Genomic DNA, 20,376 nt, shown 5'->3' with positions numbered 1-20,376 from the left:
TGGCCGAACCGATGCAGACCCTGCCCGGCACCCCGCGCGCCGACGGCTTTCGCATGCCCGCCGAGTGGGAGCCGCACAGCCAGACCTGGATGCTCTGGCCGGAACGTCCGGACAACTGGCGGCTCGGCGGCAAGCCGGCACAGGCCGCCTTTGCCGCGGTGGCCCGCGCCATCGCCCGCTTCGAGCCGGTGACCGTCGGCGTCAGCGCCGGGCAATACGAGAACGCCTGCGCCCGCCTCGCCGGGGCCGATATCCGGGTGCTCGAACTGAGCAGCGACGACGCCTGGGTGCGCGACACCGGGCCGACCTTCATGGTCGACGATGCCGGCGAAGTGCGCGGCGTGGACTGGACCTTCAACGCCTGGGGCGGTTTCGCCGGCGGCCTGTACGCGCCCTGGAACTGCGACGACCAGGTGGCGCGCAAGATCCTCGGCATCGAGCGCTGCGCCCGCTACCGTACCGAGGACTTCGTGCTGGAGGGCGGCGCCATCCATGTCGACGGCGAGGGCAGCCTGCTGACCACCGAGGAATGCCTGCTCAACCCGAATCGCAATCCGCACCTGTCGCGCGCGCAGATCGAGGCCATGCTCGCCGAGCATCTGGCCATCGAGCAGGTGATCTGGCTGCCGCAGGGCCTGTACAACGACGAGACCGACGGCCATGTGGACAACTTCTGCTGCTTCGTGCGCCCCGGCGAGGTGTTGCTGGCCTGGACCGACGACCCGCAGGACCCCAACCACGGACGCTGCCGGGCGGCGCTGGAAGTGCTCGAAAGTGTTCGCGACGCTCGCGGCCGCACCCTGCGCGTGCAGCGGATGCCGATCCCCGGCCCGCTGTACGCCAGCGAGGAGGAATGCACCGGCGTCGATCTGGTCGCCGGCAGCCAGCCGCGCGACCCGTCGATCCGCCTGGCCGGCTCCTACGTGAACTTCCTGATCGTCAACGGCGGCATCATCGCGCCGGCCTTCGACGATCCCCGCGATGCCGAGGCCGAGGCCCTCCTCCGGCGGCTGTTCCCCGAACGCGAGGTGCTGATGCTGCCCGGCCGGGAAATCCTCCTCGGCGGCGGCAACATCCACTGCATCACCCAGCAGCAGCCGGCCGCGCGGCGGCGCTGAGCGGCGCCGCTCAGGGGCCGCCAGCGCAGAACAACTGGTAGAGGGTGTCGATCACCGCCAGGGCCTGCGGGCTGCTGATCCGGTAGTGGATCTGCTTGCCGTCGCGGCGGGTTTCCACCAGCCCCTCGCGACGCAGCACGCCGAGCTGCTGGGACAGGGTCGGCTGGCGGATGCCCAGCAGGGCCTCGAGCTCGCCGACATTGCGTTCGCCGTGGGACAGCTGGCAGAGCAGCATCAGGCGATCCGGATTGGCCAGCACCTTGAGCAGCTGCTCCGCCTGAGCGGCAGATTCGCGCAAGCGCTGGATGTCGATGGCGGAAGTGGTTTCGGTCATGGGCAAGAGGCTCGGTTGCGCTGGGCATAAGCTATTCAGAGACAACAGCTTTTTCAACGCCTGGCGGCGCAGACGGGCACAATGCGGGAAAGCGGGGCGCCGAGCCACCCCCACCCGGGGCGGGAGGGGGCGTCGGGAAGAGGCGGCAGAAGGCCGCCCCGGAGTTACATCAGCGGCAGGGTGTAGCTGACGATCAGACGGTTCTCATCGACGTCGCGGACGAAGTTGCTGCGCATGGTCGCGTTACGCCACTTCAGGCTCAGGTTCTTCAGCATGCCGCTCTGGAACACATAGGCGATGTCCGTGTCGCGTTCCCATTCCTTGCCGTCGGAGCCCGGGCCACGGTCGACATGGTCGCCCGATACGTAGCGGGTCATGAAGGTCAGGCCGGGAATGCCGAGCGCCGCGAAGTCGTAGTCGTAGCGCAGCTGCCAGGAGCGCTCGTCGGCGTTGGCGAAGTCGTTGACCTGGATGTAGTTGACCAGGAACGGGTCGGTGCCGTTGATCTGCGCGAAGCCGGTGTCGCCCTGCATCTTCTGCAGGCCCAGACCGAACTTGTGGGCACCCATCGCATAGGTGGTCAACAGGCCGAAGGCGTGGTTGTCGACATGGGCCTCACCGTCGTCCGTGGAGCGGGCGTAGCGCAGGTCGGTCTTCAGCGAGTTCTTGCCGAGCGGCAGCACATGCACCACGTTGAAGGCGTGCTGCTTGTAGAGGTCGTCCAGCTCGCCGTAGTAGTAGGTCGCGGCCAGTTCCTTGGTGAACTGGTAGGTGGCGCCGCCGTACATGAAGAAGTTCGCCTCGTTCTCACCGCCGCTCTTGATGGTGATGTTGCGCCGGTTGGCGCTGACCAGGCTCATTTCCTCGTTGTTGGTGGAGTTCCGGTAGTTGACCTGGTCCAGATAGCCGAAGTCCAGGGTCAGCCCCTGGATTTCCTTGATCTGCAGGTTGCTGCCCTGGAAGGTCTGCGGCAGCAGGCGGGTATCGTTGTAGACCAGCACCGGATTCTTCGGCAGCAGGGTGCCGACCTTGAGCTCGCTCTTGGAGATCCTGACCTTGCCGGTCACGCCCAGCTCGCTGTAGTCGTCCGGCGCCCGGTTGTTGTACCCCCCCGGCAGCAGGCCGGTTCCGGCATCGGCCGGACTCGAATCCAGCTTCACGCCCAGCAGGCCGAGCATGTCGAGGCCGAAGCCGACCGGTCCCTCGGTATAGCCGGACTCATACCGCAGGATGAAGCCCTGCGCCCATTCGTCCTGCTTGGCCTGCTGGTTGGGGGCGGCGCTGACTTCGTCGCGGAAGTCCTTGTTCATGTAGAAATTGCGCAACTCCAGGCTGGCCTTGCTGTCCTTGAAGAATTCGGCAGCAGCCTGCTGGCTCGCCGACAGACCCAGAATACCGGCCGACACAGCCAGCGCCAGGGTGGCTTTCGTCATCTTGTTGTTCTCCATTTTTATTTTTCGAGGGCACTGCAACAGCACGGCCCGTGCTCTCCGGGACAGGCCATGGGCAGAATCCACATTGAGCGTCCTGCGACCGTCACGCAGGAGGAGCCAACGATAGCCGGGCATGAAAAAGGAAAATAGATGGGATTCACGCAATGGCCGGATACTTATTGGCGATTGACCAAGGCCTCTCCAAGATGTATTAGAGCGCTCCTCCAGGAGCGCCTGCGCAGCCTGCAGGGCTTGCGCTAGAGCCGGACGATGCGGTTCTTGCCCTGCCGCTTGGCCTGATACAGGGCCGCATCGGCACGGGCATAGAGTGCACCGAGATCGGCATCGTCGGGCTCCAGGCCGACCAGACCCTGGCTGACGGTGATGCGCAAGGTTTCGCCGCCCGCCGCGAACGCCAGCGCGCCGATGCTCCGCTGCAGGCGCTCGGCAATCGGCAGGGCCTGCTCCGGACGGCAGCGGGGAAACAGTGCGGCAAACTCCTCGCCGCCGATTCGCCCGAACAGATCGCCACCGCGCAGCGTCATGACGCAGCAGTCGGCCAGCCGCTGCAGCACCTGGTCGCCGACCTGGTGACCATGGGTATCGTTGATCCGCTTGAAATCGTCGATATCCAGCAGCAGGAAGGCCAGCGGCGTACCGTACTGGCGGGCGAGCTGCAGCTCGCGCTGGGCGCACTCGAAGAAATGCCGGCGGTTGCTGCTGCGGGTCAGCCCGTCGGTGCTGGCCAGGCGCTGCAGCTCGCTCTCCAGTTGCCTGCGTTCGGTGATGTCTTCGGCAAGACCGACGATGATCCGCGCCCGGCCGTCTTCGTCCGGATCGCCGCAGTAGCATTTGTCGCTCAGCCAGCGCAGCTGGCCGTCGCCGCGGACGATGCGGTACTCGCGCCGCTCGATGGCCCCCTTGTCGAGCACCTCGCCCAGGCTGCCCAGGACGTAGTCGCGATCGTCCGGGTGGACGCACGCCAGCCAGTCGGCCAGGGCATCCGGCAAGGCTCCGGCCGGACGGCCGAAGATCCGCTCGTACGCCGGGCTGAGGTAGAGCATTTGCCGTGTCTGCCAGTCGTAGGCCCAGAGCAGCGCATTGACGCTGGCCAGCAGCCTGCCGAACAGCTGCTCGCGGGCCTGCAGGCGACGCAGCTCGGCCTGCGCCTGCCGCAGGGCCGCCCCCTCCTCGCCCGGCCTGACGGCCAGTTGTCCGCTACCGACTTCCTCGCGGCTCATGTAATCCCGCTCCCGTGACCTGAACACCCCCATCGCGGATGGTGCGGGCCATCAGATCAATGGCCGGCGGCAAAGTTCTCCCCCCGAGCCGAGCGGAGGGCCTTCGCGGTCTCCAGCGGGCATGGCGCCGGGCTCGCGGCCGCTCATGCCCGCGGTCAGAGACGGGCAGAAACGGAAGACCTGCTTCACATCCGGAGGTGGATCCAGCGCATAACGCGCCCAATAGCCGAGCAAATACACGGCGACGCTGACCACGGTCAAAGGCGCGGGCAATGATGACACTATGATGGCAACCAAGGCGGCAGCTCGAGAAAACCGTCGTACCGCGTGCGTGTATACCTCGGAACTCAAACAAACAGCCTACTGTGAGCGCTCATCGTCAAGCGCATTTGGCTGGAAAAACCCGCGCTTCTTTGGATAAGAAATGTTTCCACAGCACGATCATCCCGTCCGGCAGTCATGGATCAGAGCCTTGCCGATGAAAAGGCGCCTTCCCCTGCTGCTCGCCTGTCTGGCCTACGTTCTTCTTTCCCTTCTATGGATCACCGTCAGCGACTGGCTGCTGCGCTCCCTGTTCGAGGACCCCGCCAGCCTGAGCGCCTGGCAGACGCTCAGGGGGATCGTCTCCATCCTCTTCACGGCCCTGCTGTTCTACTTCCTCGGCCGCCGCCAGCTCGCCGACCGCAGCGCCCATGCCGCCAGCCTGCGCCAGGCCTCCGCGGTGTTCGACAGCACCCTCGAGGGCGTGCTGGTCACCGATGCGAGCCAGCGGATCGTCTACATCAATCGGGCCTTTACCCGGATCACCGGCTACAGCGAGGCCGAGGTACTGGGTCGAGTGCCCACCCTCTTCAAGTCCGGCCGGCACGACGGGGAGTTCTACCGCACGATGTGGCAGGCCCTGAGCCAGCGCACCGAGTGGAGCGGCGAGATCTGGAACCGCCGCAAGGACGGCGAGGTGTATCCGCAATGGCAGAGCATCCGTGCCATCCGCAACGAGGCCGGCACCATCAGCCACTACGTGGCGGTGTTCTCCGACCTGTCGATGCTCAAGCGCTCCCAGGCCGAACTCGACTACCTGGCCCACTACGACCCGCTGACCGGCCTGCCGAACCGCCTGCTGTTCAAGGAGCGCCTCCAGCACGCCCTGGAGCGGACCCAGCAGGAGAAGGGCCAGGGCGCGGTCCTGCTGCTCGACCTCGATCACTTCAAGCACATCAACGAAAGTCTCGGCCACAAGCTGGGCGATCAACTGCTCAAGGCCATCGGCCAGCATCTGGTCTACCACGTGGTACGCCAGGGCATGACCCTCGCCCACCTGGGCGGCGACGAGTTCGGCCTGCTCTGCGAGAACTGCTCGGCGCAACAGGCCGCCACGCTGGCCAGCACCATCCTCGAGGCGCTGAACCAGCCCATCCATCTGGAAAACCACAAGCTGCTGATCGGTGCCAGCCTCGGCATCAGCCTGTTTCCCGACGACTCGCAGAGCCTCGAGCAGGTGCTGCGCAACGCCGACTCCGCCCTGCACAAGGCCAAGAGCGACGGGCGCGCCACCTATGCCTTCTACAGCCAGGAACTGACCACCTACGCCCGGCAGCGCGTCGAACTGACCGCCGCCCTGCGCCATGCCGTGGAGCACGGCGAACTGCGCGTCCACTACCAGCCGATCCACAACCTCAAGAGCGGGCAGATGGTCAGCGTCGAGGCGCTGGTGCGCTGGCAGCACCCCGAGCGCGGCCTGGTGCCGCCGGGCGAGTTCATCCCGGTCGCCGAGGAGAACGGTCTGATCGGCGCCATCGACCTCTGGGTGCTGGAGCAGGCCTGCCGGCAGATACGCAGCTGGCTGGAGGCCGGGCACGCGCTCGAGTTCGTCGCGGTGAATATCTCCACCCGCCTGTTCAGCCGCGGCAGACTGGACCTGCAGGTCGCCGACATCCTCGCCCGCACCGGCCTGGACGCGCGCCACCTGGAGCTGGAAATCACCGAGAGCGCGGTGATGGACGACCCGGACAGCGCCCGCCGGCAACTCCAGCGGCTGCGCGACCTGGGCGTGCGCCTGGCGATCGACGACTTCGGCACCGGCCACTCCTCGCTGCAGCGTCTGAAGAGCATGCCGGTGGACAAGCTGAAGATCGACCGCGGCTTCGTCGCCGGCCTGCCCGCCGACAGCAAGGATGTCGCCATCGCCCGCTCGGTGATCGTGCTCGCCCACAGCCTGGGCCTGAGCGTGCTGGCCGAGGGCATCGAGCAGCCGGAGCAGGTGGACTTCCTCAGGCGCAATCATTGCCAGCTGGGCCAGGGCTACCTCTTCGGCCGGCCGCAGCCGGCGGAGAAGCTCTTCCTGGGACAGGCGCCGTTCTATGCGAAAGCCCTGGCCAGCTGACGGACGCTCCAGCCCCGCCTGAGCGGGGCCACTCCGCAGTGCGCCTCCGAGGCCGGGAAGGAAACCGGCCGGGCCATCGCCCTCGTGAAACGATAAAATGCGTGACGGCCCCGGCAGCGGCCCGCCGATAGCCATGGAGTCCCCGGCATCATGCCACTAAACTGGGCCACGAACTCCTCGACCACGCAACCCATGGATAGGGGCCTCTCGATGAAGACGCATTTCCCCCTGCTGCTCGCCTGCGTGGCCTACGCTCTTCTCGCCCTCCTGTGGATCGCCCTGAGCGACCGGCTGCTGCTGACCCTGTTCGAGGACCCCGCCAGCCTGAGCGACTGGCAGACCCTCAAGGGCATCGTCTTCATCCTCTTCACCGCCCTGCTGTTCTACTGCCTCGGCCGCCGCCAGCTCGCCGACCGCAGCGCCCATGCCGCCAGCCTGCGCCAGGCCTCCGCGGTGTTCGACAGCACCCTCGAAGGCGTGCTGATCACCGATGCCGAGCAGCGGATCGTCTATGTCAACCGGGCCTTCACCCAGATCACCGGCTATAGCGAAGCCGAGGTGCTGGGCCAAAGGCCGGCCCGGCTTCGGTCCGGCCGGCACGACAGGAAGTTCTACCGCACGATGTGGCAGGCGCTGAACCAGCGCGCCGAGTGGAGCGGCGAGATCTGGAACCGCCGCAAGAGCGGCGAGATGTATCCGCAATGGCAGAGCATCCGCGCCATCCACGACGAGGAGGGCGTGCTCAGCCACTACGTGGCGGTGTTCTCCGACCTGTCGATGCTCAAGCGCTCCCAGGCCGAACTCGACTACCTGGCCCACTACGATCCGCTGACCGGCCTGCCGAACCGCCTGCTGTTCAAGGAACGCATCCAGCATGCCCTGGAGCACGCCCGGCAGGAAAAGGACCAGGGCGCGGTCCTGCTGCTCGACCTCGATCATTTCGCGCAGATCAACGAAAGCCTCGGCCACAAGCTGGGCGACCAGTTGCTCAAGAGCATCGGCCAGCGCCTGACCTACCAGGTGGTGCGCCCGGGCATGACCCTCGCCCATCTGGGCGGCGACGAGTTCGGCCTGGTCTGCGGGAGCTGCTCGGCGCAGCAGGCCGCCGGCCTAGCCGGCACCCTGCTCGACACGCTGAGCCAGCCTTTCCATCTGGAGAACCACAAGCTGCAGATCGGCGCCAGCCTCGGCATCAGCCTGTTTCCCGGCGACGCGCAGAGCCTCGAGCAGGCGCTGCGCAACGCCGACTCCGCCCTGCACAAGGCCAAGAACGACGGACGCGCCACCTACGCCTTCTACAGCCAGGAGCTGACCACCTACGCCCGGCAGCGCGTCGAGCTGATCGCCGCCCTACGCCAGGCCCTGGAGCACGGCGAACTGCGCGTCCACTACCAGCCGATCCACAACCTCAAGAGCGGCCAGATGGTCAGCGCCGAGGCGCTGGTGCGCTGGCAGCACCCCGAACGCGGCCTGGTGCTGCCGGGCGAATTCATCCCGGTCGCCGAGGAAAACGGCCTGATCGGTGCCATCGACCTCTGGGTGATGGAGCAGGCCTGCCGGCAGATGCGCAGCTGGCTGGCGGCCGGGCAGACGCTCGGATTCGTCGCGGTGAACATCTCCACCCGGCTGTTCGGCCGCGGCGGGCTGGACCTGCAGGTCGCCGACATCCTCGCCCGCACCGGCCTGGAGGCCCGCCACCTGGAGCTGGAAATCACCGAGAGCGCGGTGATGGACGACCCGGACAGCGCCCGCCGGCAACTCCAGCGGCTGCGCGACCTGGGCGTGCGCCTGGCGATCGACGACTTCGGCACCGGCCACTCCTCACTGCAGCGTCTGAAGAGCATGCCGGTGGACAAGCTGAAGATCGACCGCGGCTTCATCGCCGGCCTGCCTGCCGACGGCAAGGATGTCGCCATCGCCCGCTCGGTGATCGTGCTCGCCCACAGCCTGGGCCTGACCGTGCTGGCCGAGGGCATCGAGCAGTCGGAGCAGGCGGACTTCCTCAGGCGCAACCACTGCCACCTGGGCCAGGGCTACCTCTTCGGCCGCCCGCAGCCGGCGGAGGAACTCTTCCGGGCGGCGGCCGTGCTGCCGGCGAAGGCCCAAGTCGACTGACCGGACAGCGCACTATTGCCGCCCCCGCCGTACCTCAGCCGACCAGGGCGTGGCGGCGCATGAAGCGCCGGTCCAGCCGCTCCCGCCAGTAGCCATAGAAACGCCCGTCGGCACTCCAGCCATGCCAGCCGAGCAGCGCGCCGCCATCGCCGCTGGCGAGCAGGAGCAGGTTCTGCCGCTGCGGCCGATAGTGGTGCAGCGCGCGGCCGGCCAGCACCGCGCGCAGGTTGTGGCTGAGCACCGGCGCCTGGCGCAGCGCCTGGACGGCGCTGCGGGACACGCCGGGCAGCGCGGCGCAGTCGCCGCTGGCGAAGATCTGCGGATGGGACAGGCTCTGCAGGGTCGCGCCGACCTGCACGAAACCGCCCGCATCGCAGACCAGGCCGCTTTGCGCCAGCCAGGACGGCGCCGCGGCCTCGCTCGCCAGCAGCAGGCGCGAGCCCTGCCAGACCGGCTCCCCGGCGCTGAGCAGGAACTGCCCGTCGATGCCACTGACCGGACAGTACTCGCGCACCCACACGCCACTCCGGCGCAGGGCACCGAGGGCGCGCAGGCGCAGGCCCGCCGAGCGGCCCTCGAGCAGCGGCCCGGCGCAGAACAGCGACAGCGCCGGCACCTGCCCGGCCAGCGCCAGGGCCAGCTCGACTCCGGCCGGACCACCGCCGAGGATCGCCAGCGGCTCCGGCGCCTGCCGCCAGCGCTGCCAGCCGTCGAGGAAGGCGGCGAACGGCTTGGCCGACAGCACCTGCATGCCCTCGCCCTGCTGCGGCGGCGCGAGCCGCCCGGCGCCGACGTTCAGCGACAGCCAGTCGGCCTGCACCTGCCGCCCGTCGGCCAGCTGCAGCTCGCGTGTCCCGGCCTGCAGCGCCTCGACCTCGCCGACGATCAATTCGACGCCCGCCGCACGGCACAGCGGCTCCAGCTCGATGCGGCAGTCCTGCGGTTCATAGCGTCCGGCGAGCAGCCCCGGCAGCATCCCCGCATACCAGGCCTGCGGCACGGCATTGACCAGTCCGAGACGCCCCTTCGGCCGGCGCCCCCGGGCCCAGCGCCGCAGCACGCCCAAATGGCTGTGCCCGGCGCCAATCAGCAGCAGATCGATAACTACCTCCCATCAACCCTGTCGCCCATGGCTTGCGGCGCGGCATGAACCCGCCGCGCCGCCCTGCCCTCAGATGCCGCCGAGGCAGAGATACTTGATCTCCAGATAGTCCTCGATGCCGTACTTGGAACCCTCGCGGCCCAGGCCCGAGGCCTTGACCCCGCCGAACGGCGCCACCTCGGTGGAGATCAGCCCGGTGTTGACGCCGACGATGCCGTACTCCAGCGCCTCGGCCACGCGGAACACCCGGGAAAGGTCGCGGGCATAGAAGTAGGCGGCCAGGCCGAACTCGGTGGCGTTGGCCAGGGCGATCGCCTCGGCGTCGTCCTTGAAGCGGAACAGCGGGGCCAGCGGCCCGAAGGTCTCCTCGCGGGCGACCCGCGCATCCGCCGGCACCTCGGCGAGGATGGTCGGCTCGAAGAAGCTGCCGCCGAGCGCATGCGGCCGGCCGCCGGCGATCACCCGGGCGCCGCGGGAAACCGCGTCGGCGATGTGCTCCTCGACCTTGGCCACCGCCTTGTCGTCGATCAGCGGACCGATGGTCACCCCTTCCTCCAGGCCGTTGCCGACCTTCAGGCGCGCCACCGCCTCCTTGAGCTTGGCGGCGAAGGCTTCGTAGACGCCATCCTGCACGTACAGGCGGTTGGCGCAGACGCAGGTCTGCCCGGCGTTGCGGTACTTCGAGGCCAGCGCCCCCTCCACCGCGGCGTCCAGGTCGGCGTCGTCGAAGACGATGAAGGGCGCGTTGCCGCCCAGCTCCAGGGAGACTTTCTTGATGTCCTTGGCGCACTGCGCCATCAGCTGGCGGCCGATCTCGGTGGAGCCGGTGAAGGACAGCTTGCGCACCGTCGGGTTGCCGGTCAGCTCGCCGCCGATCTCCGCGGCGCTGCCGGTGACCACGTTCAGCACCCCGGCCGGGATGCCCGCGCGCTCGGCCAGCTCGGCCAGCGCCAGCGCCGAGAAGGGTGTCTGCGAGGCCGGCTTGAGCACCAGGGTGCAGCCGGCGGCCAGCGCCGGGCCGGCCTTGCGGGTGATCATCGCCGCCGGGAAGTTCCACGGCGTGATCGCCGCGCAGACGCCGATCGGCTGCTTGATCACCAGGATGCGCTTGTCCGCCTGGTGGCCGGGGATGGTGTCGCCGTAGACGCGCTTGGCCTCCTCGGCGAACCATTCGAGGAAGGAGGCGGCGTAGGCGATCTCGCCGCGCGCCTCGGCCAGCGGCTTGCCCTGCTCCAGGGTCATCAGCCGGGCCAGGTCGTCCTGATGCTCGAGCAGCAGCTCGAACCAGCGGCGCAGCTTGCCGGCGCGCTCCTTGGCGGTCAGCGCGCGCCAGGCCGGCAGCGCCCGCTCGGCGGCCTCGATGGCGCGGCGCGTCTCGGCCGCGCCCATCTTCGGCACGCTGCCGAGGATCTCCTGGCTGGCCGGATTGTTCACCGCGAGAGACTGCCCGCTGTCGGCATCCAGCCAGCGTCCCTCGATGTAGGCCTGTTGGCGGAACAGGCGGGCATCGTTCAATTGCATTGCGATCCACTCCTTCGTGACCGATGGGGGCAGCGAACCGTCTGGATGGCGGGCCGCCGCGCTGCGTTTTCTGCGCGCTAGTGCCAGCGCTCGGCTTGCGTTCGTCGCAGTCTGGCGGGGAGTATAGCCCCGCGCGGACGGCCCCCGACCGACCGCCGCCACCGGAAGATCCCGGACCCCACAAGGAGAAATCGTGAAAAGACTGATGATCGGCGGCCTCGGCGCCGCCCTGCTGCTGGCCACCCTGACCACCCAGGCCCAACTCAAGCCGGAGGAGCAGATCAAGTACCGCAAGGCCGGCTACAACTTCATGGCCTGGAACATGGGCAAGATCAAGGCCCAGGTCGTGGACGGCAGCGAGCCCTACAAGAAGGAGCAGGTGGTCGCCGCCGCCAACGCCATCGCCGCCATCGCCAACTCCGGCATGGGCGCCCTGTTCCCCGCCGGAACCGCCACCGACAAGATGGGCGACCAGACCCGGCTCAAGCCGGAGTTCTTCAAGAACCTCGACGAAGCCAACAAGCTGGCCCGCAACTTCACCGGCGCCGTCAACAAGCTGGCCAGCGAGGCGGCCAGCGGCGACCAGGCGCGCATCAAAACCGCCTTCGGCGAGGCCGCCAAGACCTGCAAGGCCTGCCACGACCAGTTCCGCACAGACTGAGGCCGGAGCCGGCCGGCCCGTGCCGGTCGGCCCCCGCCCTTACCAGTCGAGCGCAGCCGGTGCCGCCGGAGCAGGCGGCGGCGCCAGCCAGCCTTCCGCCGAGCGTACCGCCCAGACCAGCAGCAGCGCACCGGCCAGCGCCACCGCCAGCGCCCAGGGCGCCCCGCCGACGGCCTCGCGCTGCTCCGGATGCTCCCGCGGGCTGCGCCCGCCGATCATCGCCCGCAGCAGCGGCCGCCGGCGTACCCGGGCGTAGTAGAGGACCGCCAGCAGGTGCAGGCCGATCAGCCCCAGCAGCAGCCACCAGGCCTGCCGGTGCAGGCCGGTCAGCCAGACGCTGGTGTCGGCCGTCACCAGCCGGTACAGCGGTCCCTGGAAGGCGATGTCGTCGCTCGCCGCCAGCCCGGTCAGGACCTGGAAGGCCGCCAGGCCGAGCAGCGCCAGCACCGACAGGGCGCCCAGCGGATTGTGCCCGGCCTCTCGCCAGCGCCCGCCCAGGTAATCGCCCAGACGCAGGGGCGCGGCGAGAATCCGCGACCAGCGCGCATAGGTCGAGCCCAGCAGGCCCCAGATCAGGCGGAACGCCAGCAGGCCGAGGATCAGCAAGCCCAGCCGGCCGTGCCAGACCATCAGATTGCCGCCCAGCCAGCCGCTGAGCATGGCGGCGCCGACGGCCAGCGCCAGCGACCAGTGAAACAGACGCAGCGGTGCGTCCCAGACCTTGATAGTGTCGGACATGTCCTGGATTCTCTCTCTTTCCGAACCGGCGCCCGGCCGATGCCCGGACGCCCCGCCGCAGGGTAGCAGCCGCCCGGCGGCCGGCAACCCCCGACCACCCCCGCAAGGAGCGCCCCATGAGCGACACCGAACGCGTCACCCTGACCCTGCAGCAGCTGGAAGACTACCGCTGCAGCCTCGACTTCGGCGACGGCCAGCCGCCCCTGATCGTCGACGAGCCGCCGCCGCTGGGCAGCGGCCAGGGCCCCAGCCCGGTGCAGCTGCTGCTCTCCGCGGTGGCCAATTGCCTGACCGCCAGCCTGCTGTTCGCCCTGCGCAAGTTCAAGCAGGACGCCGAGCCCCTGCACTGCCAGGCCAGCGCGGAGGTCGGCCGCAACGAGCAGAACCGCCTGCGCGTGCTGGGCATCGGCATCGAGCTGCAACTGGGCCGCACTGCCGCCGAGCTGGAGCACCTGCCGCGCATCCTCGGCCAGTTCGAGGAGTTCTGCACGGTCGGCCGCAGCGTGGCCCAGGGCATCCCCGTCCGCCTGTGGGTCCGCGATGCCGAGGGCACACTGCTCAAGCAACCGGAGGACTGAGCCGGCCCGGACTCAGGGCGTCCCGTCCCGCGCGGCCGGCGCCTCGCGGTCGGCGCGTCCGCCCAGCCGCCAGCCGAGCAGGCCCCAGAGCGCGGCGCAGAATGCACCGACCAGCGCCGCCAGCCAGGCGCCCTGGCCGAGCAGGTCGAGCCCGCTCTTGACCCAGCCGCTGACGGCATCGCCGCCGCGGTAGACCACGGTGTCGATGAAGTTCTTCGCCTTGTACTTGCTCTCGGCATCCAGCGGGGCGAACAGCATCTCCCGTCCCGGCCGCACGAAGGCGTACTCGCCGATCCGCCGGACGATCATCAGCGGGGCCAGCACGGCGAAGATCGGCAGCAGCGCCAGGGCTAGAAAGCCCAGGCACATCAGCACCGGCACGCAGGCCAACAGCACCCGCACGCCCAGGCGATGGGCGACGTGCCCGGTGATGAACAGCTGCGACAGCAGCGCCCCGGCCTGCACCACGAAGTCGATCAGGCCGAACACGCGGATCTGCTCGCTGCGCTCGGGAAACAGCTCGGCCACCAGCCGCGCCTGCTCGAAATAGAGGAAGGTGCTGACCGTCGCCAGGAGGATCACGAAGGCGCCGACGCCCAGCAGGTAGGGCGAGCCGAGCACCCGGGTCAGGCCGCTGAACGGATTGCCCGGCACCGGCCGCCGCGGATTCTCCGAGGGCGGCGCGCCGGGCCGCCCGGCGCCGCCGATGGCGCGCCAGTGCATCAGGTACTGCTTGAGCGCCAGCGCCGCCAGCAGCAGGCCGGCGGACAGCGCCAGCAGGCCGGCCTGGCCGAGCGCCGCCACCAGCAGGGTGCTCAGTGCCGGCCCGGTCAGGCCGCCGACGCTGGCCCCGGCGGCGATGAAGGCGAACAGCCGCCTGGCCTGGGGGCCGTCGAACACGTCGGCCATCAGACTCCAGGCCACCGAGACGACGAACAGGTTGTACACCGACAGCCAGACATAGAAGGTCCGCGCCAGCCAGACGTTCTCCTCCGCGCCGACGAACAGCGCGGCGAACAGCAGCAGGTTGAGGCTGAAGAAGCCGTACACCCAGTCGACGAAGTGCGCGCGCGGCACCCGCGAATTCAGCCAGGCGAACAGCGGCACGGCGGCCAGCATGACCACGAAGGTGGCGCTGAACAGCCACTGCAGGTTCTCCACCCCGCCCATCACGCCCATCGACTCGCGGATCGGCCGCAGCATGAAGTAGCCGGCGAACAGGCAGAAGAACAGCGCGAATCCCGACAGCGCCGCCGCCAGCTCGCCGGGCCCGGCGTTGATCAGGCCGGCGAGGCGCCGCAGCGGCGCCGGCAGGGTCGAGGACATCCGCCGGCCCCGGCTCAGGCGAACAGCTCGACGAGCTGCGCGCGCTGCTGCGCATCCGGCAGGCGGCCCTGGCCGGCGAGCAGGTTGTCGGCCATGTAGCGCGGCTTGTCGGTGGCCGGAATCACCGCGGTGACCGCCGGCTCGGCGAGGATGTACTTGAGCAGCAGCTGCGCCCAGGAGCTCGCGCCCAGCTCCTGCGCCAGCGGCGGCAGCGGCTGGCCCTTGACCCGGGCGAACAGCGCGCCGCGCATGTACGGCCGGTTGATCAGGGTGGCGATGCCGTGGTCGGCGCAGAACGGCAGCAGGCGCTTCTCGGCGTTGCGCTCGCCGACCGAGTAGTTGAACTGCACGAAGTCGACCTTCTCCTTGCGCAGCACCGCCAGCAGGTCGTCGTGGGCCGAATCCCGATAATGGGTCACGCCGATGTAGCGCAACCGCCCCTGCGCCTTCAGCTCGCGCAGCAGGGCCAGCTGGGTGGCGGTGTCCTGCAGGTTGTGCACCTGCATCAGGTCGATGCGCTCGGTCTGCAACGCCCTGAAGCTGGCCTCGATCTGCCGGCGGCCAGCCTCGCGCCCGCTGGAAGACACCTTGCTGGCGAGAAACAGCCGGTCGCGCACGCCGAGGCGCCGGGCCAGCTCGCCGGTCACCCGCTCCGCGCGGCCGTAGCTCGGCGCGGTGTCGACCAGGCTGGCGCCGCCCGCGACCAGCGTGCGCAGCACCTCCAGCAGGGGCGCCAGAGACTCGTCGTCGAGCGCGACGTCGAAGGTCCGCGAGGTGCCCAGACCGATCGCCGGCAACTCCTCGCCGCTGACGGGAATGCGCCGCGCGAGCAGCGGCTCGGCGGCCCGGGACGGCGTGGACAGCAGCGGCACCATGGCCGCCACGGCGGCGAGCAGGGCCGAGCGCTGCAGGAACTGCCGACGGGTGTGCATGAATCTTCCTCCTTGATGATGAGCAGCGGGGCCGGCCTGCCAAGGCATCCATACCGGCTGCAGCCGGCCCCCGGGTCGAGCATGCATTATGGACAACCCGGCCGGATTCATTATTTCCATGATGGAGATGAACGCTTGTCGCGAGAATGACAATCCCATGCCGGGCGACCTTTCCGACCTGCGCCTGTGCGAGCGCACCCTCGCCACCGGCAGCCTCTCGGCGGCGGCGCGGGAAGCCCTGCCTGCTGCGGATCGGCGCGCCGCTCGGCTTCGGCCACCGCCCTCTGCGGCCGCCGATCGCAACATTCCGTAACCAATACCCGGACCTGCGGGTGCACCTGGAACTCGACGACAACCTGGTGGACCTGCTGCAGACCGGCACGGACCCGGCCATCCGCGACGGCCAGCCGCAGGATTCCAGCCGGATCGGCCGCGAACTGGCGCCCAACCACCGGCTGCTCTGCGCCGCCCCCGACTACCTCGACTGGCACGACCGCCCGCAACACCCGACGACCTGCGCCAGCATGCCTGCATCCTGTTCGGCGAGCGCGAACAGGCGGACTGGCAGTTCCCGCGCAGCGGCCTGCGGGTGAACATCCGGGGCGCGCTGCTGTGCAGCGACGAGGAAACCGCCCACGCGCTGGCGCTGCATGGCACCGGCATCGTGCTGAAAACGCTCTGGGACGTCGCCGTCCGCCCCCAAGGCCGGCCGCCTGCAGCCGGTGCTGCCCGACCAGCCCCTCGCCCCCGCCCCGCTGCACGCCGTCTACCCGCATACCCGCCAGCTGGCGCCGCGGGTGCGGCGCTTCGTCGAATTCATCGGCGAGCGCCCGGAGCGCACCTGACGGGAGAAAATCGCCGAGCTGGCGATACGCCCCTTTCGCTCGCAGCTCCAGCCAGGCGCCAACGTCTGGCCGATGAGAGACTCGGGCGCCTCCTTGCAGTTTTTCGTAGCAGGTGCCGGTTCAGGGACGGAAGGTCGACGCGGACATGAAGAAGGGAAAGAAGAAAGCGTCGGGCAACAATAATGCGCCGCTTGGTGCCCAAGAAACGAGTTCGACCATGCAGCCTCGATTGAGCTTGAGCCCGCTCCGCTCATTTCCGAGCCCCCGAGCGTCAGCCGGGCGGATTAAGGATGGGCGGCCACATGAGGAACTCGGGAAGGAAAGATAAAAAGATTCATTGTCCAAGCGGCCAACGATCAGATGCAGCAATTGCTCCACCAGTCGATGGTCAGCTCGGCAAGCTCCAGAGCGGAACTGGCTTCGATGACCTCGATACCCATTGCGCGAATACGCTCCAGTTGCTTGCGGGTAATCTCTACCAGTTTTTCATACTCTTTCGACGTCAACCCGCTTTCTCTGTCGGGTACCAGAATCGATATTACAGCCTGGTCGCGCTCTGTATTGCTGCGAATAAGATTTAGGTCCGCCGAGGCCTGTAGCAGGTTGTTCTTTACTACCAAGGGATTTTTATACCAACCCGAGACGATACTGCCCGAAGCGACGGCGCTCATCAGCGGTATATCTATTTCAAGCCGATGACCGCTGCCGACCGTCAGCTCATAACGCGACTGCTGAATGATTCGCGTAGCCTGAGCGTGCATCCGCTGCTTCATGAAATTGAAGATACTGTTGCGCAGCTTCAGAGTGGATTGATAACGGAACGCAACTTCCCGGGCGCCACGCTTCGGTCTGCCCAGGGTCACAACATCGGCGAAGAACTCGTCCAGCACCTCCTTGGCGCTGAATCCCGAGGCATACAGGGGTGCGCCGAGGCGAATGGTGCTGCCCAGTTCGTCCAGCAGTTCCGGACCATTGTGGAGAATGGCGACCTCGATCTCGTGGAGCGTCCGAAACAGCTCATCGAAGTCGATGCGCCCATCGAAGAGGCATTTCAAACGGTCGAAGTTGTCGAGCATGCGTACTTCGACCTGCTCGTCATGGGTGAACAACACGCCGACGTTGAAAAACTCACCGGCATCTTCGTCCAGGCACAAGCTGATACTGCGCCATCGACCAGTGATCAACTGCGGCTTCGGTTGTTGTTCAATTAAGCGACTGCGAAGACGTGCGCTGGAACTCATAGAAGAAGGTCTGCCGCCTCGGTGTATTGTTTTTGGTCGAGGCGCTCCGACAGGAGCCGGAGGATAACCTCGATTTCCGTGTGCTCGAAGAACTCCGACAATACTATCCGGGCAGCTTCCGCTCCAGCCTCTCTGAAGCTTACGGCGAATATATTATAGGCCAGAGCACGGGCGCTTTTATTGGGCAGCGCTTCACTCCAGTCGGGAATGAAATCGTCTATCAACTTTTGCAGTCTGTTTTCACAAGGCCAGGGCGCCATTCCAATCCGGCCAGGCTCCCAGTTGGGATAATGAAACAGTCTGCCGTGGTCGATGAGAAAGAGTGATTTGCAAGGGGATTCGAGCAGATTACCGATGTTCCTGTCGCTGTTCAGCAGCCACTGGTCCAGCACTATTATGCTGGAGGCTTCCGGATTATCGGCCAACTGCCGGGCCAGGCGGCGGCCGCGGAGTTCCTGCAGATAGGGATGCCGCACGTCGCTCCAGTGAAGCTGACGCAGACTGGGATATTTCATGTCCTTGGTGAACCAGCAGAAATAGTCGTTCTGCGCCCTGCCGCTGCAGGTTTCCCGCAGGGCCGGATGAAGCGCTTCCGGAATCTGCCAAGGCTCCAAAAGGATGATTCCCGCCGTATCAGGAACATTCAGACCAACCGACTTGGCAAGCACATACCCCAGTGCTTCGCTGACTATTTCCTGATTCGCAACTTCCTTGCCGGTTACCGGGCACCTGATGTGGTCAGGCAAGGGCTTGACGTAGCAGTGCAGGGAAGCGCCATCGACCCTGATCTTGGCGCGAAAAATGGGGCTGGCCCCGTGATTCCTGGGCGGACTGAGCTGGCCGGCGAAAGCATCGCTACCGAGCAGTCGGATCATTTCTCTTGAGCTTGCTCCTTAAGCGCTGATGACTCACTGCGTTGCTCGAGGAATCTACCCGCACGGACGTGCGCTCGAGGCGAGCGGCTATCTGATCCAGCAGGGCCAGATCATCTTCGGTCAGCCGACCTTCGGCCGCGGCACTGGCAATCCGCTCCAGAAACCCTCGTGAGCGAGGGGAGGCAATGGCCGCTAGGGAGAGGGCCTGCCCCCTAGCCACAGGAATGGCGCTGCTGTCTGCGACCGGTTTTCGGTGAGGCGGCTCTCCTTCGCCTGAAAGCAGCCAGTCGACCGTGGTATCGAACGTCTCGGCTATGGCTATCAGATTCTCGTTCTTGATGCTTCCAGTATTTCCCGAAAACCATTGCCTCACGGCTTCGTAACTGATTCCGCATGCATCGGCGATAGCCCGTCTTATTCCACGTGCGCCGATCTTCGGCTTTCTCACCAAAATCAACTGGGTCATTCGATCAGTGATGTTCATGGCGCCCAATATACAAGGACGCTTGCAAAACATACTTGCTCATTATCAACAAGCATGCTTGAGTTTATCGAACAATGGAGAGGGAGATTCCTGATAAACGCCAGCAAGCAATGGATCATTGCGCCAGCAAAGGCACACAGCATCCCATGCGGCCTACAGGCACCGCCTGCCGGCATCACCACAAACGGAAGCCAGGTGGCCTGTAGCCGCGAGTTGTTGTATAGGCCGACGCGTCCACTGCCCCACCCTGTGCCGAACCTGCCAGGTGTCGGCCGCATTCGGGTAATCCCCCCATTTCGCACCCGAATCCTTAGGAATCATCTCATCCGAGGGGGGAATACAGGTGATCTACCGAAACGCACTGAGCGCGGTCATCCGCTGCCTGACAGACGAGTGTATCGATACAGCCAGCAAGCAGACGTGGCAGAGGCTGGGTCAGGACGGCATTTCAAGTTCACACCACTCATCGCCGCAGGCGATGCTCGCCCTGGACTGTCTGGTGCATGCCCGCCTGCACAGAGAACTGCTGCCACGCCTCTGGCAGGTGCTGGTGGCCAGGTACAGTACGCACAAGGCACGCAAGGTGGGCGCCATTGGCTGTCTCGTGCCGCTGCTCAATTCGCCGGCGCCGAAACTGTTCCGCTACAAGGCCGTGACGGCATGGGCGATTCCCCCGCAGAAGGGTAGGGATGGAAAACGCTCGACCGACATGCTTGTGCTACCTCCGGAGTTCTACGACATGAATGCCTGGGATCCCGAGGGAAGGTCGGAGCAAACCCGGCGACGCTGGCGTGCCGGTATCCGCAAGGAATTGGAAGCCATGGAGGGCAAAGCGCTGGTCGAGGTGACGGCGATCCTTCGGGATGAAGGCCTGCTGATCGACGAGGCGACTTGACCATCGCGAGCACCTGAGCAAGTATGTTTTTATCTTGCGGCAATAGCGCCGACACGAAACAACATCCCAGCCCGACCCGAAGCGATTCGGCCGGGCTTTCGTTTTGGCGCCGCAGTGCTCGCGTCAATTGCCTGATGGGGAGTCCCGCCATGGCACGAGAACACCACCCAATGAGCGTGGTGCTGGCGTGCCGATTCGACAGAGTAGAACGTCATGGTGAGCGGAGCGCTGTCGAGATGGAGGCGCTCCTTCCGACTGAAGACTTGCCGATCGACGAAGCGACTTGACCATCGTGAGCACCTGAGCAAATATGTTTTTATCTTGCGGCAATAACGCCGACACGAAGCAACATCCAAGCCCGGCCCGAAGCGCCGGGCTTTTCGTTTGGCTATGTCTGAGTTAGCTGTTGCATGGCTGCTCGCCCCAGCGCCTCCCTCAAGCAAATCAATGGATTGAGCTGCGTCTTGTAGCGCTCGAGCAGGCGGCGCCATCCCAGGTAATGGGTCAGGTACTTGGTGGCTACACCATGAAAGCGGATCATCCAGCTCTTCAGA

General features: G+C 66.8%; 19 protein-coding genes and 2 pseudogenes. 9 read left to right on the top strand and 12 right to left on the bottom strand.

Annotated elements, in window-relative coordinates:
• Positions 1 to 11 precede the first annotated feature (11 nt).
• Positions 12 to 1,118, top strand: coding sequence for an agmatine deiminase (gene aguA, locus EV691_RS18475; protein WP_131298634.1), 1,107 nt, complete (start codon positions 12 to 14; stop codon positions 1,116 to 1,118).
• Between the two features lie 10 nt (positions 1,119 to 1,128).
• On the opposite strand, the gene EV691_RS18470 is transcribed toward aguA, so the two are convergent.
• From EV691_RS18470 to EV691_RS18460, 3 genes are all read right to left on the bottom strand, one after another.
• Positions 1,129 to 1,452, bottom strand: a complete 324-nt coding sequence (locus tag EV691_RS18470) for an ArsR/SmtB family transcription factor (protein WP_131298620.1) — start codon at positions 1,450 to 1,452, stop codon at positions 1,129 to 1,131.
• Between the two features lie 164 nt (positions 1,453 to 1,616).
• Complete coding sequence (locus tag EV691_RS18465) at positions 1,617 to 2,885, bottom strand: OprD family porin (RefSeq protein ID WP_131298621.1); 1,269 nt, start codon at positions 2,883 to 2,885, stop codon at positions 1,617 to 1,619.
• A gap of 257 nt (positions 2,886 to 3,142) precedes the next feature.
• Positions 3,143 to 4,126, bottom strand: coding sequence for a GGDEF domain-containing protein (locus tag EV691_RS18460; protein ID WP_131298622.1), 984 nt, complete (start codon positions 4,124 to 4,126; stop codon positions 3,143 to 3,145).
• Positions 4,127 to 4,604: 478 nt separating this feature from the next.
• Here EV691_RS18460 and dibA (EV691_RS18455) point away from each other — a divergent pair, with 478 nt between their 5' ends.
• Together dibA (EV691_RS18455) and dibA (EV691_RS18450) are read left to right on the top strand one after the other, a co-directional pair.
• Positions 4,605 to 6,509: a phosphodiesterase DibA gene (gene dibA / locus EV691_RS18455; RefSeq protein WP_207390197.1), complete on the top strand. Its 1,905-nt coding sequence runs from the start codon at positions 4,605 to 4,607 to the stop codon at positions 6,507 to 6,509.
• 210 nt (positions 6,510 to 6,719) lie between these two features.
• Positions 6,720 to 8,624: a phosphodiesterase DibA gene (gene dibA / locus EV691_RS18450; protein ID WP_207390198.1), complete on the top strand. Its 1,905-nt coding sequence runs from the start codon at positions 6,720 to 6,722 to the stop codon at positions 8,622 to 8,624.
• A 34-nt stretch (positions 8,625 to 8,658) separates the two neighbouring features.
• Here dibA (EV691_RS18450) and EV691_RS18445 read toward each other — a convergent pair whose 3' ends face one another.
• Positions 8,659 to 9,726 (bottom strand): FAD-dependent oxidoreductase, encoded by a 1,068-nt coding sequence (locus tag EV691_RS18445; protein ID WP_131298623.1) that lies wholly within the window; start codon positions 9,724 to 9,726, stop codon positions 8,659 to 8,661.
• A gap of 69 nt (positions 9,727 to 9,795) precedes the next feature.
• Entirely contained in the window at positions 9,796 to 11,247 is a 1,452-nt protein-coding gene (gene gabD / locus EV691_RS18440) for an NADP-dependent succinate-semialdehyde dehydrogenase (RefSeq protein WP_131298624.1), read from the bottom strand.
• Positions 11,248 to 11,452: 205 nt separating this feature from the next.
• Here gabD and EV691_RS18435 point away from each other — a divergent pair, with 205 nt between their 5' ends.
• Positions 11,453 to 11,908 carry a c-type cytochrome gene (locus tag EV691_RS18435; RefSeq protein ID WP_039801211.1) on the top strand — a complete coding sequence of 152 codons (456 nt, stop codon included), beginning with the start codon at positions 11,453 to 11,455 and terminating at the stop codon, positions 11,906 to 11,908.
• A 39-nt stretch (positions 11,909 to 11,947) separates the two neighbouring features.
• On the opposite strand, the gene EV691_RS18430 is transcribed toward EV691_RS18435, so the two are convergent.
• Complete coding sequence (locus EV691_RS18430) at positions 11,948 to 12,646, bottom strand: cytochrome b/b6 domain-containing protein (protein ID WP_131298625.1); 699 nt, start codon at positions 12,644 to 12,646, stop codon at positions 11,948 to 11,950.
• 116 nt (positions 12,647 to 12,762) lie between these two features.
• On the opposite strand from EV691_RS18430, the gene EV691_RS18425 reads away from it, so the two are divergent.
• Positions 12,763 to 13,224, top strand: a complete 462-nt coding sequence (locus EV691_RS18425; RefSeq protein WP_131298626.1) for an OsmC family protein — start codon at positions 12,763 to 12,765, stop codon at positions 13,222 to 13,224.
• Between the two features lie 12 nt (positions 13,225 to 13,236).
• On the opposite strand, the gene EV691_RS18420 is transcribed toward EV691_RS18425, so the two are convergent.
• A complete protein-coding gene (locus EV691_RS18420; RefSeq protein ID WP_131298627.1) occupies positions 13,237 to 14,550 on the bottom strand; it encodes an NTP/NDP exchange transporter in 1,314 nt (437 codons plus the stop codon).
• Positions 14,551 to 14,564: 14 nt separating this feature from the next.
• The gene (locus tag EV691_RS18415) at positions 14,565 to 15,482 is read right to left on the bottom strand and encodes an aldo/keto reductase (RefSeq protein WP_131298628.1); all 918 of its coding nucleotides are present in this window, start codon (positions 15,480 to 15,482) and stop codon (positions 14,565 to 14,567) included.
• Positions 15,483 to 15,570: 88 nt separating this feature from the next.
• Between EV691_RS18415 and EV691_RS23970 the strand changes: the two genes are divergently transcribed.
• From EV691_RS23970 to EV691_RS18400, 3 genes and pseudogenes are all read left to right on the top strand, one after another.
• A complete protein-coding gene (locus tag EV691_RS23970; protein WP_089166879.1) occupies positions 15,571 to 15,795 on the top strand; it encodes a hypothetical protein in 225 nt (74 codons plus the stop codon).
• Positions 15,725 to 16,075 (top strand): LysR substrate-binding domain-containing protein, encoded by a 351-nt coding sequence (locus EV691_RS23440; protein WP_243649664.1) that lies wholly within the window; start codon positions 15,725 to 15,727, stop codon positions 16,073 to 16,075. Before EV691_RS23970 ends, EV691_RS23440 begins: the two co-directional genes overlap by 71 nt.
• Positions 16,076 to 16,189: 114 nt before the next feature.
• Positions 16,190 to 16,327 (top strand): annotated as a pseudogene (locus tag EV691_RS18400) (LysR family transcriptional regulator); the annotation flags it as partial.
• 356 nt (positions 16,328 to 16,683) lie between these two features.
• Here EV691_RS18400 and EV691_RS18395 read toward each other — a convergent pair.
• The 3 genes from EV691_RS18395 to EV691_RS23620 are packed head-to-tail and all read right to left on the bottom strand — an operon-like array spanning position 16,684 to position 18,927.
• Positions 16,684 to 17,568, bottom strand: a complete 885-nt coding sequence (locus EV691_RS18395) for a DUF3037 domain-containing protein (RefSeq protein WP_131298630.1) — start codon at positions 17,566 to 17,568, stop codon at positions 16,684 to 16,686.
• A complete protein-coding gene (locus EV691_RS18390) occupies positions 17,565 to 18,443 on the bottom strand; it encodes a protein kinase family protein (protein WP_131298631.1) in 879 nt (292 codons plus the stop codon). The genes EV691_RS18395 and EV691_RS18390 overlap by 4 nt, the downstream gene beginning before the upstream one ends.
• A complete protein-coding gene (locus tag EV691_RS23620; protein ID WP_207390199.1) occupies positions 18,424 to 18,927 on the bottom strand; it encodes a helix-turn-helix domain-containing protein in 504 nt (167 codons plus the stop codon). Before EV691_RS23620 ends, EV691_RS18390 begins: the two co-directional genes overlap by 20 nt.
• A 343-nt stretch (positions 18,928 to 19,270) precedes the next feature.
• Here EV691_RS23620 and EV691_RS18380 point away from each other — a divergent pair, with 343 nt between their 5' ends.
• Positions 19,271 to 19,822, top strand: a complete 552-nt coding sequence (locus tag EV691_RS18380) for a hypothetical protein (protein ID WP_131298632.1) — start codon at positions 19,271 to 19,273, stop codon at positions 19,820 to 19,822.
• Positions 19,823 to 20,210: 388 nt separating this feature from the next.
• Here the strand turns inward: EV691_RS18380 and EV691_RS18375 are convergent.
• A pseudogene (locus tag EV691_RS18375) lies at positions 20,211 to 20,376 on the bottom strand (IS1595 family transposase); the annotation flags it as partial.

Origin of the sequence: Azotobacter chroococcum (genome assembly GCF_004339665.1) — a bacterium.
Classification (GTDB): Bacteria; Pseudomonadota; Gammaproteobacteria; order Pseudomonadales; family Pseudomonadaceae; genus Azotobacter; species Azotobacter chroococcum.
Note: the sequence above shows the minus strand (reverse complement) of the source record. Positions and strands in the feature narration are given on the sequence as shown.